Source organism: Providencia sp. PROV252, from assembly GCF_033676005.1.
GTDB lineage: Bacteria > Pseudomonadota > Gammaproteobacteria > Enterobacterales > Enterobacteriaceae > Providencia > Providencia vermicola.
Genome location: NZ_CP096294.1, coordinates 2,607,156 through 2,622,178 on the forward strand (window position 1 = coordinate 2,607,156; position 15,023 = coordinate 2,622,178).

Sequence of the window (15,023 nt, forward strand, 5' to 3'; positions counted from 1 at the left end):
CCTTTACTGTATATAAACATACTGTATGAATTAACAGTCACATCGATTGTTTAATACCTTGCATGAAAAACCTTTTAGCAAAAGAGTCAGAGAAAAAAGCAAATCTAATGTTTATTTCATAACTATGCATAAGGTTACTGAACCATTTATCATCCTTTGGTACACTTGTTGCCTATTTTTTACTATGCATAATTAAAATGATTAAACTATTCGCAAAATATTTCTCTATTGGTATCATTAACACAGCCATACATTGGTCTGTATTTGGTGCTTTAACAATCATTTTTTCTACAACTCAAGCAACTGCAAACTTACTCGGGTTTATAACTGCTGTAAGCTTTTCCTTTTTTGCTAATGCAAAATTCACTTTCAAGGCTAAAGCGACTACAGCACGATATTTATCATTTACCTTATTTATGGGGCTATTAAGTTACTTAACTGGCTATATTGCAGACCAACTACGATTCCCCCCTATCGCAACTTTAATAATTTTTTCTTCGATTAGCCTCGTATTAGGTTTCCTTTACTCCAAAATCTTTGTTTTCAGGAATACACCACAATGAAAATATCATTAGTAGTACCAGTTTATAATGAAGAAGAAGCTATTCCTATATTTTATCAATCAGTAAGAGAGCATGCTGCCCTTAATCAATATGATATTGAAATAGTTTTTATAAATGATGGCAGTAAAGATAATACTGAAAACATCGTCAATGCATTGACTATTGCTGATCCTTTAGTGATCTCATTAAATTTCACCCGTAATTTTGGTAAAGAGCCTGCTTTGTTTGCAGGGCTTGAACATGCTACTGGTGATGCCATAATTCCTATTGATGTAGACCTACAAGACCCTATTGATGTTGTTCCTCTATTAATAGAAAAATGGCAACAAGGTGCAGACATCGTGCTCGCTAAAAGGTCAAGCCGTTCAAGTGATACATGGCTAAAACGAAAAACAGCAGAGTGGTTTTATAAGCTACATAATAAAATTAGTTCACCTGAGATTGAAGAAAACGTAGGAGATTTTCGCTTAATGTCTCGCTCTACTGTTGAAAACATTAAGTTATTACCTGAAAGAAACTTATTCATGAAAGGTATACTTTCATGGGTAGGCGGTAAAGTTGATGTTGTTGAATATAGTCGTGCTGAAAGATCTGCGGGCGAAAGCAAATTTAATGGTTGGAAGTTATGGAATTTAGCTGTTGAAGGAATTACTAGCTTCTCAACTTTTCCATTAAGAATTTGGACTTATATTGGTTTATTTGTTGCCATGATTTCATTTGTATATGGTGGATGGATGATAATAGATAAATTGATTTGGGGAAACCCCGTCCCTGGTTACCCTTCTCTACTCATTTCTATCCTCTTTTTAGGAGGGGTACAACTAATTGGCATTGGTGTGCTAGGTGAATATATTGGTCGCATCTATACTGAAAGTAAACAGAGGCCGAAATATATATTGAAATGTAATATCAAGGATAAAAAATGATACATTTTAAAAAACTCAATATGTGGTATTTATTATTTCTAATACCGTTCATTTCTGTATTTATTATTGAATATAATACTCCTGTACATGCAGATGATTACAATTATTTTAAAATGGGAAACTCAGTAAGTAATCATTTACATCATTATTTAACGTGGAGTGGTCGGCTTGTTTCAGATTATTTCAGCACGCTATTACTATCCACATCGTCATCATTGTTAAAAGGCATGATAATAGCCTTTGTTTTTACAACCATCATCTTTTTAATAACAAAAATTGCCTATATAAAAGAAAAAAACATCAAGAATACCACTTTCTTCCTACAATTTATTTCTATATTCCTTATTTTCTGGATAACAAATCCAGGTAAAGGTCAAATTGTATTTTGGCTAGTCGGGGCTGCTAATTATCTTGTTACTAACTTTTTTATTGTCATTTTTTTATATTCTCTATTTAATTACTTATCCAATCGAAAAAACTTAGCTCTACTTCTTATCGTTTCTTTCTTTGCTGGATGTAGCAATGAAAATACATGTTGGATAGTTTTATTACTCTCTATTAGCAGTTCTATCTATCTGTATATAAAAGAAAAAAATAAGATACTCTTTGTCTCTACCGCACTCGTTTTACTCGGATTTGCAACGTTAATATTTAGCCCTGGCAATTTTGCTCGTGCAGCATCATCTCCAGAATTTGCTAATACTACATTTATTGAACGAGTACTACACTTTTTATCTGAAAGCTTTCCTCATGGGTTAGGGAAAACATGGATACCAATTTTAATTACGTTATTATTACTAATACCCTATTTAAAAAGAAATAAAAGCTTAGATTTCTATTTATCTATTTCATTATTATTAGCCGGTTTTTTGAGTATGCTATCTATGGTCGTAGCTCCTTCACTTCCGTCAAGAGCGTTAAGTGGAGCTCATTTATTTTTCATGCTATCTATGTCATTCTCAATTAAAAACATTTTAACGTATCGACCAAAGAATGGGATTATCATATTTAATTCTATATCCTTACTAGCTTTAATTACTTTTATTTATTCATTCCCCGAAACTTTATACTCATATGTTACAGTTAATAAACAAGTAAACATTAGGAATTATGAGGTTTACAAAGGATTACGAGAAGGGCGTTTAGACATTACCGTTCCTAAATTCTACTTTCCAAAAACTTTAAGAGCAGGTGACTCAATTAATTTATTTCATAACCCTGCCAATATAGCTAAATATTTTGGTTCAAAAAACCCAATTGATGCTCATGTAATGAAGTACGATTTTTCTATAATTCTAACTGGAAATAAATACCCAATAAATTATATTGGTATAAAAAATTTATATGTTGGTAAAGATAGATTTTACTCAGGTTCAACTATTGCCCTAGAAATTAGCCCTTCTATTTTTAAAACGGATGATAATGGTTATTCTTTAACTGTTTTTAGTCGTGATGGTAAAAAAGAAAAAATACAATCATCTGAAATAAACAACATTTATGAAATGCATATTATTGGATTTACTTCAAAGTTTAGACCTAATAATATATTAAAAATAACCTACGATGATAGCAATGGTAACCTGATAACCTTATTATCACGCTAGTAATAAAGGGCTATTTCTATAGCCCTTTAGCTTTTTATCGTAATCAACTAGTTCTATACCAGCCCATCAGTGTGATATAAGCATTTGTCACCGTAATAGTACTTCCACTACCTTTATTTCCTGTAGTGCCGGATATTGTATGTGTATGCGACCCAATAGCAACTGTATGAGTATTAGCTCCAGATGACGATGTTAAATAATCATAGCCTGCGTAATTACTAGATGTAATAGAAATAGCTGCCCCGGAGGCTAGCAAAGAGCCCGTTCGACTTGTAATCGCGGCTACTTTAGATGCATCCTGATGCCTTAACCCCTGCCCATGAGTATGCGCCCCCGCAGAATTAGTTGTTTTAGTTCCGTAATCAAAGCTGCTTGTTGTTGCTGAGAAACTATGATTATGAGTAGGCATCTGAGCTTCAGTTAAAGTGATTGAATCCGAACCGCCAGTTGTCAACACATTCGCACCACTTGCAGCAGCTAATCGAATGGTTTTATTCTCGCCAATGTACTGCCATTTCGTACCAGGGAATAATGTATTGGGGTTCTTGTTTTGCGCGAACCACACAACAATACCAATAGGGTAAATGGTATTAAGATTGACCGCGTTTTGTAATGCATCAGTGACGGCTTTCTGACTCATCACGCTAGTTGTTGATGCGCCAGTCGATTGGACGACACTACTTGTATTGAGCTTATTATTAAGCCCGTTATTGAGTGCTGTGTTTGTTGCATAATCCCCCGACGGTTGATAGCTCCCCTTGGCTTGGTAGCGTCCATCCCCTTCCGCTTTGGTGTAACTGTCACCTTTAAGCGCATAATTCCCTGATGGCTGATAACTTCCCTTAGCTTGGTACCGTGTATCCCCTTCGGCTTTCGTGTAGCTTTCACCTTTAAGTGCGTAATTGCCTGCGGGGGCATAGTTGCCCTTAGGTTGGTAATTGGTGTCAGACTCCTCTTTAGAATAACTATAACCTGCAGACTGATAGTTGCCTAATGGCTGGAAACGTTTGTCAGATTCCGTTTTGGTATACACATTGATATCACCGGCACTTAAATCTGCTTTCAGTTCTTGCCATGCTGTACCTAAGACAGGTTCAACATTGTTATTTTCAATTTTCGACTGCCACGTTTTGTTTTTATGATAAACAATCGCGCGGAGTGGATAGGGTTTGCCTTCTGTCGCCCATTTAGGAAAACCAAAGCTTTGTAATTCCCCTATCGCTTCAGTGATATCGTGAAACATGCCATTCATCTTTTCGCGTTCGATATCTTTAGCCGCAGGATCAGTTTGTTGGTCACGCTCATAATCGTAGCTATAGCCTTGCGTGTAAGAAACTGCACCATCAGCTTGCACATCATCGGGAATAGAAGTCCTGTCCCCTTGTGTTGCAAAGGGGACTTTAAATATTTTTGTCATGGATTTTAGGCTCCGAAATTACTGCTGAGGAAATTTTTACGATGCTGGCCGTGACCGAAGGCTTTTTTCGTCACGATACGGTATTTGACACCCACACCCGATGGGCGAGGCATAAGATCAAAGTTTTCAAGAAGAACCCGTAAACGTTCGTCCGGGTTGAAATTAAACACGTAATACAGATAGGTCATATCGAGCGGATCAAGCACGAATACTTTGCTGTCCGCTTGCCAAAAGAAGCGTTTAAGAAATTCGTTAATATTGGTGACCGTTGGGCTTTGCGTAAGATTAAAATAGCGCATACGCACAATGAGCCGCTTTTGATCGACGGTAAGCGATAAGGTGTAATCGGCATTACGCCGAAAGTTGCCTTTAAAATTAGCGTTCTTTTTACCGAAACCAAAGCCGATTTTGGTTTTATCGCTAGGCGGGACATCAATCCCCAACGGCACATCGAGTATGCGCGCCCAAATATTTAGCCCAAACTCGTTCGCAGTATCGATATTAAACACATTACGGTACCAATCACGCCAAAATTGGACGGTGGATTGCTCAAAATAGTCTGCTTTGTATTTGGCTAATGCTTTGAGGTTTGCCGCATCTTCATATTGCCAAAGGATCGCTTTTAATAAATCAGAATGAAAATCAAATGATTGGGTTTTGCTCATACCAGTACCACCTGTACCGCACTGCGTTTGAGCCTTGCCACCTCATTCATTTTGATTTCATAGTTATTTGATGACCAGGCTTTGCCATCGGTTGAAAGCTCGACACGTGTAATAAATAAACGAGGCTCAACAGCATTGATACCGGCTGATATTTCGAAAGGTGATACATCACGCCCCACCACTAAACCGCCCTCACCATCGATATCCCCATTTGCCCATGACTCAACCGCGGCGGGAATAATCGTTTGTGCATCGACGGTGGCTTTTTTCACTGTTACTAGGCAGAACAACACAATTTCTTTCGCCCTATCGAATTTAACGGGATAAATTTGGCCGCTGATTTTTTCCAATACTTCAACTTCTTCACTGCCGTTAAAAGCCGCACCCAGCGTTTTTGTACGCAGTAGCGAACGAGCAATTGCCTCTTTATCTCCCCCTTCAACACACACATAAATACTATGAGGCACTAACGTGATCCCATCAAACATCATCGGTTGGTCAGTGTAGTTTTCTCGATACGCCAACGAACGCACACCTTCAAGTTCATATAATGCAGAAGTGATCGCCTCCCCCACACTCACCGTGTTTTTAGCTAACGTCTGTTTGCGTCGTCGCCTTGATTGCAGATCTGATTCAGCATTTCGCCCCAACACCGCATTGCTGGGGTTATGAACGGTTTCCCAACCTAATACCGAACTGGCCACTTTATTGAGTTGACCCACACCGCACTCAATCGGTCCCGTTTCAATGGCGCGCATATCCCCAGTGTCGGGGGTCGTAGGTTCAAATCCTATCATGCCGACCAAAATTCCCTAAGAAAACCAACCTATTACGGTTGGTTTTTTTATAGAGTCTTTGATTTTAATGTAGAAAGGTTATTAGAAACCGAAAAATTATGGTCTATGCTCTATTTTTCAGCTCATGGTCTTTCTTTTATTGATAATCAAAAAAATTTGACTCATGGCGATAAACGTAAACAAAATTTTGAACCACCGCTTTTTATTACCTCTTCAGACTAGCAAATGCGAGAATTCATATCAGCTCGAAGGAATGGCCTTAATTTCTTTAACTTAATCGCTGATTGGATGGGCATTAAAGAAGTTTACTCAGATAAAATACCTGATAAATATAAGTAGTTTTAACAATAAACTTTTTAAAAAATGTCCCTTCTCTATTCCCAAATTTAAAAAACTCATTTATTCTTAAATTGAGCGAACATGCTTACGTGCAGTACTGTCACCGCCAAGCATTACGGGAGGTTTTTATGTTTCTCGTATATACCATCATTGTCATTGCTTTTTTCATCTCTTTGGCGACTATTGAAATGCCTGATAGCGACAAAATTAGTATTGAGGTTGAAGATAAGCAAATAGGACTTATGTATGCAATGTAATATTAAATAATCGCCCTTTCAGGCCCCCCTGCAAAGGGCATTTTTATGACTTGTTATATCTCAATCAATAAGTTGAATATCTAGCCCATATAACAACTCTAACGCTTCAAAACGCGAAAATTTAGCCTGTTTTAAGGTATTTTGTCGAATATCAATCGTAAAAGAATGAGTACCTGTAAGATCAGCCGAAGTTAAATTAGTTTGCATAAACAGACTGTTTGATAAGTCACAATCTGTTATCACAGACTTATTGAGTTCCACATTTCTAAAATCAATATCGTGTAAACGACAATCATCAAAATGAGTTTCATGAAGTTTAAGCGCAAAAAAATTGCTACCGCTTAAAATACAACTTTTAAAACTCAGCTGTGAATAAAAATCAAAACGAGGCCAATGCGCTTTTGTCCAATCTACCCCCACTAATTTACACCCATTAAATTCACAAATAGAAAAACGGGAATTAGGGATGGAGATTAGGCTCAAATTGCATTTTAGAAATGTACATTCGACAAATCGGCAATCTGTAAAACAGCTTCCAGTAAAGTTACAATTGATGAATTCACACTGCTCAAAAAGTACATGCTCTAGTCTTTCGTTTTCAAGCTCTAAGTTACAAAATTTTTGTTCTAAATATTCACCATGGTTCTCTATTTCCACTTTCCACCTCATAATGCATGTCATCACACACCTAAAAGCTGACATTTACTGTATATAATACCATGTATTTTTTATAGTAACCTGGCCCTTTGCACATAAATACCTATTTTATGTTCTGCTTACCAAAAAACACATCTAATCTATTGAAAATAAAGATTATTTAGCTCTATACCACTACCCCCTAATAAATTAGAAGATACCTTCACATGAATTGCCGTTTAGCAACAATTGATGACATAGACAATATCTACAAAATAGACACTGTAGCGACAGATGTTCGATTAAACGAAATCACACATTGGGTAAAACAGAATGACTGTTTTATATTGGATTGGAAAAAAATCAAGAAATATTAGCGTACGGTGTTATAAACACACATTTTTTTGGCTATGGGTTTATTGAACTATTAATGGTCAATAACCAATATCGTCGGCAAGGTCTTGGGCTTATACTAATCAATCAATTGATAAAGAAAAGCCCGACAGCCAAAGTTTTCACGTCAACTAATAAATCAAATACAGCCACTCAACAGCTATTGATAAAAACTGGCTTTATTCCTAGTGGCTGTATTGAAAACATAGATGATAATGATCCAGAGCTTATTTACTGCTACATCGCTAGGTAAAATGACCTAATAATCAGGTCTATAGTAGTGATTTTTCCATCACAACAGTTTGTAGCATCTGGTTAAATTGCTGATACGTTTCTTTATCTATTGTCTGTGGAAAACTTAATACTTCTAACTTATGGGGCTTATTTTCAGGATAATAACTTGGGTGAGCATGGTTGTATTCGTTTTGTTGAAAACCACAGTGCTGATAAAACGAAAGCCGCTTTTGACTGATTTCATCAATTACAGGATCAATTTCAAGGATAACTAGCCCTACATCGTGGCAGAATTGCTTTAGTACTTTCTGACCATACCCTTGCCCCCGGAGAGAATCTGAAATGGCGAGATGTTCAATGTAAAAGTATTCATTAATTTTCCAGCAACCAATAAAACCAACAAATACGTTATTATCTGTAAAATAATAGAGATAATAGTCGTCATGACTCAAAATTGACTTACGACCTTGATAACTTCTCTGCTCATAAAGCGGAAATGCCTGATCATATAGCTGATTAACAACATTATTCTCGTTTATGTTTTCCCTAGAAATTCTGATTGAATGTAGCATTTGATTTTAGACTCATCGTTATATGAACATAATTACACTTTTAGAATACGTTTTTTTTAAAATCTGACAATCATTTTATCCACTGCAAACCTATTTTTATAAAAAAATAACTATTTGTTTTAATTGTTTATTATTTTCTAATATAAAAATATTGGTTTTTAACTCAGATTAATTTAAAAAATATTTTTGTGATCATATTGACTTTTTTCTATATACGCCCAAAAATACTGTATATTAACACAGTAATTGGCCGAGGCTATTATGTTAAGAATTGAAGTTTTATTTGATAAAAATGCACCACAAAAACCAAGCACAAACGTTTTACACGCGCTTGAATCTGAGATTTTACGTAAATTGCAAAATCAATACCCTGATATGGTAACCCGTGTTGGTTTTAGCTCGCAGCAGCGCGTAAACATTTCAGGAACCAAAATGTCTGAAGATAAAATCCGCATTGAAGAAATATTGGAAGAAATTTGGTTAGATGACGGGTGGATCCCCGAAGAAAATACTGCTGAATAGACTTCATTAACGAAAGGAATGTTAGTAATCAATAAGCATTCCTTTTTTGGATACTTAAAATTTGTAGCGGAAGCCAGTTAACCCCACAAAACCTAATTTTTGTTCTGTTAATGAACTCTTTCCTGCGTCACCAATTAAATAATACGCAGCGATACCAGTATATAGCGTGAAATTATCATCCATATTGTAATTTAATATGGCTGAGCCATGTATATCTTTAAAACCACTACTTGCATCATATTCTGCGAATTTAGTTTTGCTGGCTTGTTGTTTGGAAACACCAAAATAAGCTTGGTTATAGGCTTTATTTCCCCAAACCGCCGCTAAATTATATTCCATTTCCCATGAGCTATTAATGTCATAGTCTGTATTCATACCTAATTCTATAGTAACAGTTCGACCTATATGGCGACCGCCATAGCGTCTATCTTTTGTTGCTATATCACCCATGATGTAAAACTCATAATTATTTAGTGTATAAGACAGATCAGCGCCAACTAACAAGGAGCCATCTAAGTCCCCCATTCCTTTTAGGTCTTTATTTTTATTACCCAAAAATCCAACTTTTTCATCACGCCCATAGTCATAGCCCAATGAACTGACAAAAGTGAGATTGTCAGTTAAGCCTATTCCCCATGCTGCACCTTCAATACCTAAGCTAAATACGCCATAATCATCAGAAAGATATGCATACGTTGCTTCTAAGCTTGGTCCAAGCTGGTACTTTTTTGAACCTTCATAAACGGGTGCTATATTGATCCCCGCCCCTGCAATAAATGTACTTTCCCCTGCAAACACATAGCTACAAGGTAAAATGCCAACCATTAATGCTACAATTTTTTTCATGTTCAAATTACGCTCATCGTAGTTAATAAATCTTTTGTCTTAAAAACGTTTTAATTTCTTTTAATAGGTTTGATTTGTTTTTTCTTTCATCAGAAAGATGCGACTGCGAAATACATTTATTAACATCAATACATGTTGATATTTCATTGATTGTTATGCTAGAAGGATAAATGCCTGATGTCTTATTGAAATCTTTTCCCATGATGATCAAAGCGATGAGAATAACTGCAATAAACATTGGTACTTCATAGAAAGCTTGTTTCATCATCAATGCTCTTATTCTTAGGAGGGTGTAAGAATAATAATCTGTCTATATTTTTGTACCTTAAAACTGGGTTAAACCAACCTTAAGATAAACTTAAATCTAAGCTGAACTTGAGACGGCGAGATATTGTCTGGTTTCCATTGACTACTTATACTGACGGTCAGAGGTGATAATATGAATATCCTATTAGTAGAAGATGATCTCCAGTTGGGAAAAGCACTTTGTCGTGGACTTGAATTAGCTGGTTTTAACCCCTGTTGGGTACGGTTGCTTACAGATGCAAAGTCACAGCTCGCTTCTCGTAATTTTGATTTAATGCTATTAGATTTAGGACTACCTGATGGTGATGGTCAGGAAGAATTAATTGCATGGCGTCAATCTGGGGAGTCAATTCCAATCATTATATTAACAGCTCGAAATCAGATGGATAATTTGGTTTCTAGCTTAGACTCAGGTGCAGATGATTTTTTGACTAAGCCCTTTGCCATGCCAGAACTTATATCTCGCGTCAAAGCTGTAAGCCGTAGAATAGCGGGGTTTTCTTCTGAGATTTGGCAATTAGATAATCTGCAATTAAACCCGTTAAATCATCAAGTCACACTTAATGAGCAACTGCTTCTGCTTTCTGGAAAAGAATATTTATTACTGTATGAATTAATTAAGAATGCCGATAATGTTGTTCGAAAAACAGACTTAGAACAACGTCTCTTTGGTATTGATGATGTAGAAAGTAACTCTTTAGAGGTTCATATCCATAATTTGCGCCGCAAGATAGGTAAAGAACGCATTATTACTATCCGTGGTATCGGTTATTTATTAAAAAAAGAAGCTCAAACAAGTGAAAGTTAAGTCCTTTTTTATTTATATCTTCGGATTACAAATTAGCTCTGTAATTTTTCTCTGGCTAATATTAGTTGGCTGGCTACAGTTTTTCTATTGGCCTTCAATTCATGAAGAGCTTGATAAACAGCAAGAGATTATTACTCAAGGATTTGCTAAAACATTAAGTGTGGTTTCAAATAACCCTGAATATTTCAAAGAAATTGCAGATAACCTACAAAATCTATATGCAGACGCAATGGAGAGTGGTGATGAAATAACCTATCGTCCTTTTATGGTTGTCAGGGACCAACAAGGCAATGTTTTTTACCGCAATAATGAAAAATTAAAGGTTCCTTCACTAAAATCTGTTTCTGAATTAGCTAGCCTACATAAAGATTGGCATTTCACCTCTGCTTGGGATAAAACAAACACATTCGAAATTGTTATTGCAGAGTCCTATAGTGATAGAAAATCATTATTAGGAAACCCTGCTGAAGGCACTGCAATTCCTCTCGCCTTTATTTTAGGAATAATGTTACTTGCTATTTTAATTACCGCCTATTTTAGTCTAAGACCATTAAGACAAGCGGCAAAAATTATCTCCAGCCGCCAACCTGGAAACTTAACGCCTATCGAAGTTAAGGAACAATATAAAGAGATTCGGCTGATTATTGCCGCAATCAATAATTTAATGGCTCGTGTTGATGCGGCTAATCAGCGTGAAAAGCGTTTTATGGCAGATGCCGCACATGAGCTTCGCACCCCGATTGCTGCCGTTATCGCCCAATTACACTTATTAATGCAAATCGATAATCCAAAAGAAAAAGAAGAAATTATTAATGACATGCAGGAGACACTAAACCGTGCAGCTTCTTTATCTCATCAGCTTATTGATTTAGCCCGTTTAGAAGCCGAGGATTTCGTCTTAAATAAAGAGCAAGTCGATATACCCACTTTAATCAGCACCATTATTTCATCCCATGTTCCTTATGCAATTAATAAGAATATTGATGTTGAACTGCAAAGCCCAGAATCATTCTATGTGCTCACAGATAAACTAGCTCTGACAAATATCTTTACCAACTTAATTGAAAATGCGATCAAATATTGCCCTGAAAAAGGAAATATCAAAGTTTCAATTAAAGATTTAACCCCCTTTGGTGCCACTATTTCATTACAAGATAATGGGCGAGGCATTCCTGAACAAAGTCGCCAACTCATTTTCTCTCGCTTTTACCGTGTTCCTGGCACAATGGAAACAGGGAGTGGATTAGGTTTATCCATCGCCCATAATTTAGCAATGAAAATTAATGCGTCAATTAGAGTTACTGATGGGTTAGATAATAGAGGGATTGGTTTCATTATTGATTTGCCATAAATCTAATTCTGTAATTGAGTTAACAACACAGTCCCTATTTTAGGGTTAAAATAGCCGCCTTTAAGTTAATTTACTTACAGCAAAAAGAGGCAATAATGTCCAAGGCATTAGTAATTATTGATCTCATTGAAGAGATAATTGGTAAAAATGGCTTATCAAATTCCAGCTACCAACAAACTTATGAGCGCAAAATTATTGAAAAAACGAATCAAGCAGCCAATCACGCAAGGAACCTTCATATTCCTGTTATTTGGGTAAAAGTCGGTTTTTCTGATAATTACCACGATGTTCCCGCTGGCTCCCCCATGTTTCAACATGCCAAAGAAATCGGCGCATTAAAGTTAAGTGATAATGGCTGCAATTGGGTAAATGACCTTGATGTGGGTTTTCGTGACCCAATCATGATTAAAAAAGGTGTCTCTGCATTTGCAGGAAACCATTTTAATAAATGGCTGACTAATAATGGAATTACGCAATTATTTATCGGTGGTGTAAGCACCGTAAAAGCCATTCAGAGCACAGCACGGGAAGCGCATGATTTAGGCTATTTTGTCACCATTTTAGATGACTTATGCGCCGCGCCAACACTTGAACTTCATGAACAAAGTCTCCAAGCATTAGAGGGTATGGTCACCGTTTCTTCCGTTAAGGAATTTCTGCAATTAAAATAGCAAAGCCTAATTTATTATTTTGTATTTTCTAGGTAAATCTCACGTAGCCGGATGGCAATATTCCCCGGCTTACCTTCTCCAATCTTCTGATGGTTAATCTTGATCACAGGGCAAACTAATGTTGTAGCTGATGTCATAAAGACCTCTTTCGCCGTTAGCATTTCTTCAAGACTAAACGCTTTTTCGATAATTGCGATACCCTGCTCTTTAGCCAGTGAAAGAACGGCTTTTCGTGTAATGCCTGGTAATATTTCATGACTCAACCCTCGGGTTTGTAATTGACCATGTTGATTCACAATGAAACAATTACTGGAGCTCCCTTCTGTTACAATTCCATCTTTGACGAAAATTGCATCATCAGCACCTTGTTGTTTAGCATACTCTTTCGTTAAAGAAGCCGCTAATAAAGCCACTGTCTTAATATCACACCGCGCCCATCGAATATCGTCTACTGTGACAGCCCTAATGCCATTTTTTACTTTTAGGTTATCAACAATGTTCGTCTTTTGTGCAAACAAGACTAATGTTGGCTGAATATCTTTATCAGGGAATAAAAAGTTACGCTGCTTTGCATTTCCTCGAGTGAATTGAAGATAAATAAGTCCTTCATTGATATTGTTACGCTCAATTAATTGCGTATGAATTTGTTTAATTTCTTCTGAGCTATAAGGTAAAGCAAGTTGCAATTCATGACATGAGCGTTGTAAGCGTGCAATATGATGTTCAAAATCGACCAATTTACCGTTAATAATGGCTGTCACTTCATACACCGCATCGGCAAACAAAAAACCCCGGTCAAAAACGGAGACTGTTGCCTGTTCTTCAGGTAGGTATTGACCATTTACGTAACTTATCATTGAGATACATCCCTTTAATCTGCCATTTTATTCTCTTTTATATCATTAACCATACACCATATTTATCTATCTGCGTTTAAATTCATCTCTTTTTTCTTATAAAGCGTCTAGAGGATGCACCAATAACCGTGATGAATATCCACATTAAAATTATGTTTAATTTTTAAAATATATTTTAGGATTAACTTGACATTAACAATCCAAAGATTAAAATGCTCTCACGTGATCAAGATCACACTTTAATAATCGGAGTTAACCATGAGCAGCATTAAAGAATTTATCAGTAGTGTTCAAGAAGTCGTTGAATTACTGTCAAAACGTTTTATGTAAGTTAGTTGTTTTCTAGTCAATCAAACCTTTCATTTACCTTATCATTAGCGTTAATTTGCAAACATTTTGCACAGCGGCTTTGAATTCAAAGCCGCTTTTTTATTCAAAAACATTTTCAATAATCTCTGCAATAATCGCAGTTCCAACTGCAACAAGCAGTAAATCCCGCCCACTTACCTGCCATTCATAACCAACATACACTGGAAGTTGCGATACAAATTCCCTAGGGAGTACCTTTTTGGCAATACCAGGTGGTAATGGTTTACCTCGACCAATTTGTTTCGCTATACCTGGTGGTAAGCCTTTATACCCAGTTAAGCCATATTCGATAGCGAGTGGACGAGCATAACCAAAACTGACATTAAAATTTGCCAGCGTATGTTTCTGCTTATTCGTATCTTGATGCCATTTAGCATTACTTCTTTCGTTTCGCTGAGTTTGCTTATCCTTTCCATTATGAACTTGGTGATGCCCTTTACCCTTTCCTTGCTCATTATTTTCATATGGTGAAGACATTGATGATAGTGGCATTACCATCGCAAAGAAAAATAGTAGATGACGAGAACGTACCCCCCTCCCAACATTACTTAACTTAAATATATTCATGATTACCCCCTGAATACGCAGATCTGTGAGAAAACTCGCTTTTAATATTCAGTAAACATTATTCTGCGCCATATTCATTCGCAATCGGAAAATACTTATCATCTGTCATGTTATGTAAATGTTATTTCTCTACTGGGCTGTGTCTTTTGAAATCTGCTATTTTAATGATAGTCTTAGTCGTCATTAATGTGATGAAATTATTAACTAATTAAAACATTTAAGGCAGTGTTTAATATCACCCTTAATGAGTTTTTATCGCATATATGATATGCTATTCAGGCTTTGCTCACTTTTTTGAGATTTTCTACAAAACCTTTGATAGA

17 protein-coding genes and 1 pseudogene are annotated in these 15,023 nt (G+C 36.2%); 9 read left to right on the forward strand and 9 right to left on the reverse strand.

The genetic code is table 11. The features are described from left to right. The first annotated feature begins 197 nt into the window (after nucleotides 1–197). From M1F05_RS12070 to M1F05_RS12080, 3 genes are read left to right on the forward strand one after another with little or no spacing between them, the layout of a single operon-like run. Entirely contained in the window at nucleotides 198–563 is a 366-nt protein-coding gene (locus M1F05_RS12070; protein WP_206082293.1) for a GtrA family protein, read from the forward strand. Then, complete coding sequence (locus M1F05_RS12075; protein ID WP_206082294.1) at nucleotides 560–1,489, forward strand: glycosyltransferase family 2 protein; 930 nt, start codon at nucleotides 560–562, stop codon at nucleotides 1,487–1,489. The genes M1F05_RS12070 and M1F05_RS12075 overlap by 4 nt, the downstream gene beginning before the upstream one ends. After that, nucleotides 1,486–3,093, forward strand: coding sequence for a DUF6056 family protein (locus tag M1F05_RS12080; RefSeq protein WP_206082295.1), 1,608 nt, complete (start codon nucleotides 1,486–1,488; stop codon nucleotides 3,091–3,093). Before M1F05_RS12075 ends, M1F05_RS12080 begins: the two co-directional genes overlap by 4 nt. Nucleotides 3,094–3,136: 43 nt before the next feature. On the opposite strand, the gene M1F05_RS12085 is transcribed toward M1F05_RS12080, so the two are convergent. The 3 genes and pseudogenes from M1F05_RS12085 to M1F05_RS12095 all read right to left on the reverse strand — a co-directional run. Next, entirely contained in the window at nucleotides 3,137–4,510 is a 1,374-nt protein-coding gene (locus M1F05_RS12085) for a phage baseplate protein (RefSeq protein ID WP_206082296.1), read from the reverse strand. A gap of 5 nt (nucleotides 4,511–4,515) precedes the next feature. Then, nucleotides 4,516–5,175, reverse strand: coding sequence for a DUF2612 domain-containing protein (locus M1F05_RS12090; RefSeq protein WP_131680582.1), 660 nt, complete (start codon nucleotides 5,173–5,175; stop codon nucleotides 4,516–4,518). Beyond that, nucleotides 5,172–5,939 (reverse strand): annotated as a pseudogene (locus M1F05_RS12095) (hypothetical protein); the annotation flags it as partial. The pseudogene M1F05_RS12095 and the gene M1F05_RS12090, both read right to left, overlap by 4 nt. Nucleotides 5,940–6,439: 500 nt before the next feature. Between M1F05_RS12095 and M1F05_RS12100 the strand changes: the two are divergent. After that, on the forward strand, nucleotides 6,440–6,568 hold the full coding sequence (locus M1F05_RS12100; protein ID WP_263974613.1) for a hypothetical protein: 129 nt from the start codon (nucleotides 6,440–6,442) through the stop codon (nucleotides 6,566–6,568). A gap of 60 nt (nucleotides 6,569–6,628) precedes the next feature. Here M1F05_RS12100 and M1F05_RS12105 read toward each other — a convergent pair whose 3' ends face one another. Further along, the gene (locus M1F05_RS12105; RefSeq protein WP_241016767.1) at nucleotides 6,629–7,225 is read right to left on the reverse strand and encodes a pentapeptide repeat-containing protein; all 597 of its coding nucleotides are present in this window, start codon (nucleotides 7,223–7,225) and stop codon (nucleotides 6,629–6,631) included. Nucleotides 7,226–7,556: 331 nt separating this feature from the next. Here M1F05_RS12105 and M1F05_RS12110 point away from each other — a divergent pair, with 331 nt between their 5' ends. Continuing rightward, the gene (locus M1F05_RS12110) at nucleotides 7,557–7,850 is read left to right on the forward strand and encodes a GNAT family N-acetyltransferase (protein WP_241016768.1); all 294 of its coding nucleotides are present in this window, start codon (nucleotides 7,557–7,559) and stop codon (nucleotides 7,848–7,850) included. Nucleotides 7,851–7,869: 19 nt separating this feature from the next. Here M1F05_RS12110 and M1F05_RS12115 read toward each other — a convergent pair whose 3' ends face one another. Next, nucleotides 7,870–8,403 carry a GNAT family N-acetyltransferase gene (locus tag M1F05_RS12115; protein WP_206082298.1) on the reverse strand — a complete coding sequence of 178 codons (534 nt, stop codon included), beginning with the start codon at nucleotides 8,401–8,403 and terminating at the stop codon, nucleotides 7,870–7,872. A gap of 261 nt (nucleotides 8,404–8,664) precedes the next feature. On the opposite strand from M1F05_RS12115, the gene M1F05_RS12120 reads away from it, so the two are divergent. Further along, nucleotides 8,665–8,925 (forward strand): DinI-like family protein, encoded by a 261-nt coding sequence (locus M1F05_RS12120; RefSeq protein WP_206082299.1) that lies wholly within the window; start codon nucleotides 8,665–8,667, stop codon nucleotides 8,923–8,925. Between the two features lie 54 nt (nucleotides 8,926–8,979). On the opposite strand, the gene M1F05_RS12125 is transcribed toward M1F05_RS12120, so the two are convergent. Together M1F05_RS12125 and M1F05_RS12130 are read right to left on the reverse strand one after the other, a co-directional pair. Then, nucleotides 8,980–9,771 carry a MipA/OmpV family protein gene (locus M1F05_RS12125; RefSeq protein ID WP_206082300.1) on the reverse strand — a complete coding sequence of 264 codons (792 nt, stop codon included), beginning with the start codon at nucleotides 9,769–9,771 and terminating at the stop codon, nucleotides 8,980–8,982. A gap of 22 nt (nucleotides 9,772–9,793) precedes the next feature. Continuing rightward, nucleotides 9,794–10,039, reverse strand: coding sequence for a hypothetical protein (locus M1F05_RS12130; protein ID WP_206082301.1), 246 nt, complete (start codon nucleotides 10,037–10,039; stop codon nucleotides 9,794–9,796). Nucleotides 10,040–10,210: 171 nt separating this feature from the next. On the opposite strand from M1F05_RS12130, the gene M1F05_RS12135 reads away from it, so the two are divergent. From M1F05_RS12135 to M1F05_RS12145, 3 genes are all read left to right on the forward strand, one after another. Continuing rightward, nucleotides 10,211–10,885, forward strand: coding sequence for a response regulator (locus tag M1F05_RS12135; protein WP_206082302.1), 675 nt, complete (start codon nucleotides 10,211–10,213; stop codon nucleotides 10,883–10,885). Continuing rightward, the gene (locus M1F05_RS12140; RefSeq protein ID WP_318825848.1) at nucleotides 10,875–12,236 is read left to right on the forward strand and encodes a HAMP domain-containing sensor histidine kinase; all 1,362 of its coding nucleotides are present in this window, start codon (nucleotides 10,875–10,877) and stop codon (nucleotides 12,234–12,236) included. Before M1F05_RS12135 ends, M1F05_RS12140 begins: the two co-directional genes overlap by 11 nt. Nucleotides 12,237–12,331: 95 nt before the next feature. Beyond that, a complete protein-coding gene (locus tag M1F05_RS12145) occupies nucleotides 12,332–12,907 on the forward strand; it encodes a cysteine hydrolase family protein (RefSeq protein WP_206082304.1) in 576 nt (191 codons plus the stop codon). Between the two features lie 14 nt (nucleotides 12,908–12,921). Here M1F05_RS12145 and M1F05_RS12150 read toward each other — a convergent pair whose 3' ends face one another. Both M1F05_RS12150 and M1F05_RS12155 read right to left on the reverse strand, forming a co-directional pair. Beyond that, nucleotides 12,922–13,770, reverse strand: a complete 849-nt coding sequence (locus tag M1F05_RS12150; protein ID WP_206083007.1) for a D-amino-acid transaminase — start codon at nucleotides 13,768–13,770, stop codon at nucleotides 12,922–12,924. Between the two features lie 423 nt (nucleotides 13,771–14,193). Then, on the reverse strand, nucleotides 14,194–14,700 hold the full coding sequence (locus M1F05_RS12155; RefSeq protein WP_241016769.1) for an anti-virulence regulator CigR family protein: 507 nt from the start codon (nucleotides 14,698–14,700) through the stop codon (nucleotides 14,194–14,196). Nucleotides 14,701–15,023: the final 323 nt, after the last annotated feature.